Consider the following 2,740-nt stretch of genomic DNA (forward strand, 5'->3'; position numbering starts at 1 on the left):
AAAATAATAGTGTACATCTGTCTTTACTTAATAAATAATAATTATAAACCAAATAAAAAAAGCGTTGATTAAAGAGTTACTCCAAATAACTCTTTAATCAGCAAACCAAGTACCAGGATACTTGATCGCCTTTAACGCTCGTCTTTATAGATGGCTAGCTAGCGTATGAACTACTAAAAGTAGTCAACACTAGTTGCCTGATAGGAATATTATACTAAACCTATTGGGATTATGCCAGTCGAAAAGTCGAGTTAAACGCATACATAGGTTTAGTTAAAGCAGATTAAGTTACCCCAGTGGGCGGCTTAATCTGCTTTTTGTTTGCTTAAGGCTAAAAGGGAGAAGTACTTCATGTTTGTCGAAACCTGTTAAGCTAATCCCAATTAAAAATTAAATAAACAAAAAATCCCCGTGAGGCTAATCACGGGAACTCATGGAACTACCAAAGAATGAGTTAATTGTACTCGTGCCAGTTACGTTTTGCAAGGGTGCAGTTTGATGAATTTGACCGCCCTAAGAGCCAAGTTGGGGTTTAAATACCAAGTAGCCACGTTAACTGGAGCGATTGCTTAAAAATCTAGTGTTTGAACGTTTAATTTTAATACATAAAAATGATGACTAAGAACGCTACGGCGTTCTTTTTTAGTAGGGGGTGAGCAGTATGTCAGCGATGGAAACAGCACAACAAGCGATTGATTTGATCTTGCATCAAGGGTTACGGGAAACTAAATCCCGGCATAGTAACGTCTTAAAGTTAGAAAAAGCGATTCCGGAAAAGCAAAATAAGCAAGGTGCGATTGCCATGTATCGCAGTAAAGCCCAAATGGCGAAAAGCTGGGGGACGATTTATACCTCCAAAGAAGCCGTCTATGATAACTATGCGACTAGCACGCATTGGACACCCAATGTTTTCAATTATCTCACCTATACAGATGCGTCCAAACATTATGTTAAAGGGGCTAAAGAGCAAAATTTAAGTCAGATCAATACGTTAGTGGTTGACGTTGACTACCGTGATGCTGAGGAGCGCCAAGCAAAGTTTGCCGAGGTTTGGGACACGGCAATGTTGGACGTCCAGTTTATGCCAACCTTAATTTTGGCGACCCAGAAGGGCTATCATATCTACTATGTCTTTGATGAGCCAGTGTTCGTCCGTCGTCATGCTAATGGAAAATTGCCAGCCGTCAGGGCTGCTAAAGCGATTGCTAAGTCGTTAAAGCAATACTACGCGCAAAAATTACCAGCGGTCGATGTGACTTGCAACAGCTTTGGCGTTTTCAGAGTTCCGCGACCAGACAATATTGAGTACTTTGAGCCTAAAATGACGGTTGACTTCCAAGCTTTAATGACTTGGAGCATTAATTTTGCGAATGACCAGCACCAAATTAAGCCCCAAAATACTCAACGGTCTTTTATGGCTCGGCGGACTAGTCGCCAGATTGACCAACCGTGGTTTCAAGCCTTAATTAACCAAACGGACATTGATCAAAACGTGGGCTATGGTCGGCATAATACAATCTTCACGCTGGCCTTGGCTTGCTATTCCTCAAATGTCTCGCAAGCCCAGTGTTTTGATATTTTGGACGAATTTAACAGCAATCTTAATCACCCGCTGGCGACACAGCACGTTCAAAAAGTCATTTCCGATGCTTATTCAGGTCAGTTTCATGCGGCTAGCCGTGAATATGTGAATGCGTTGCTAGAAACCTGGGTTCCCGATGCTGACAGGCGGATTTATTTGCAGCGTTCGCAAACGACCTGGTATAAGTATGCGAAGCCGCGTACAGAACGCGTTAATAGTCACGTTCATGAATGGCAAGCTGATCTTATGGCTTATTTTAGCCAAAGAACTTCCCAGGAAAATAACTGGTTTACCAGAACGTCTTTACGGCACATTTCTAAAGAATTAAATATTTGCTTAGGTAGTCTAACCAAGGCCCTGAAAGAACTAATTGACCAGGGCTTAGTTTATCGTGAAAAAGGTCATGGTCGGCAAGCAACCATGTTTGCGACCCGGCGCAGCCTATTGCAACATGCGATGGCACTCAAACAAGCCCAACGGTTAAACTATTGGCTAATGGTAGCGCGCTTCTTGGACCCAACTGAACAATTACTGGCGTTACAACGATTCAGCTTAACCAGTGCCCCAGAAACGACTAAAGTTGAGCAACTGAGATTGGTGGATACGGGCTAAAATTTTGTGTTCTAAAATGCCATTACGTACCTATAGTTCTGGACAAGTGTGTTTTGGTTGGGGGTGTCCAGGTTATTGGGATTAAGGTTGGTGCTAAACTAGGGTGTTTTTCAGATATTAGTGGTCCCGTAGCCTCCAAACCGTTTAGCGTTAGTTATTAACGACAGACATTCAAATTTGGATTGGAGCGTCTTGGCCGAGGCGGGGGTTAAGACGGGAAAGTTCGGACAGACGTTATGAGCATGAGTTCTCGCTTTTGATTGGCAGTGATTAGGCTGGCACAATGTGTTACATACGGACATATTGGTGGTGCAGAAAATTATTGGCACTGTAAATGTCTGGATTTTGTTAGGGCTATATCATATGGTGCAGGTATTGCCGTGCAACCTGTACAGAATAATATTGTTGATACGGTGGCGTTAGAACGTGTTTAGAATCTTTTCAAGAGTATTCGCAGGAAGGCTAAGCTAATCATCATCTTACTGGTGTTCAGCTTTCGCTCACAATTGCGCCAGAGGCGCCGATATTTTCCTAGCCAGCTAAAAC

1 protein-coding gene and 1 pseudogene are annotated in these 2,740 nt (G+C 42.6%); one reads left to right on the forward strand and one right to left on the reverse strand.

Annotated elements, in window-relative coordinates; translation table 11 throughout:
• Positions 1 to 661 precede the first annotated feature (661 nt).
• Positions 662 to 2,194 carry a primase C-terminal domain-containing protein gene (locus D1831_RS14085; protein WP_125073436.1) on the forward strand — a complete coding sequence of 511 codons (1,533 nt, stop codon included), beginning with the start codon at positions 662 to 664 and terminating at the stop codon, positions 2,192 to 2,194.
• 430 nt (positions 2,195 to 2,624) lie between these two features.
• Here the strand turns inward: D1831_RS14085 and D1831_RS14090 are convergent.
• A pseudogene (locus D1831_RS14090) lies at positions 2,625 to 2,740 on the reverse strand (IS5/IS1182 family transposase); the annotation flags it as partial.

The sequence above is a fragment of the Lactiplantibacillus garii genome (assembly GCF_003885105.1).
GTDB lineage: Bacteria > Bacillota > Bacilli > Lactobacillales > Lactobacillaceae > Lactiplantibacillus > Lactiplantibacillus garii.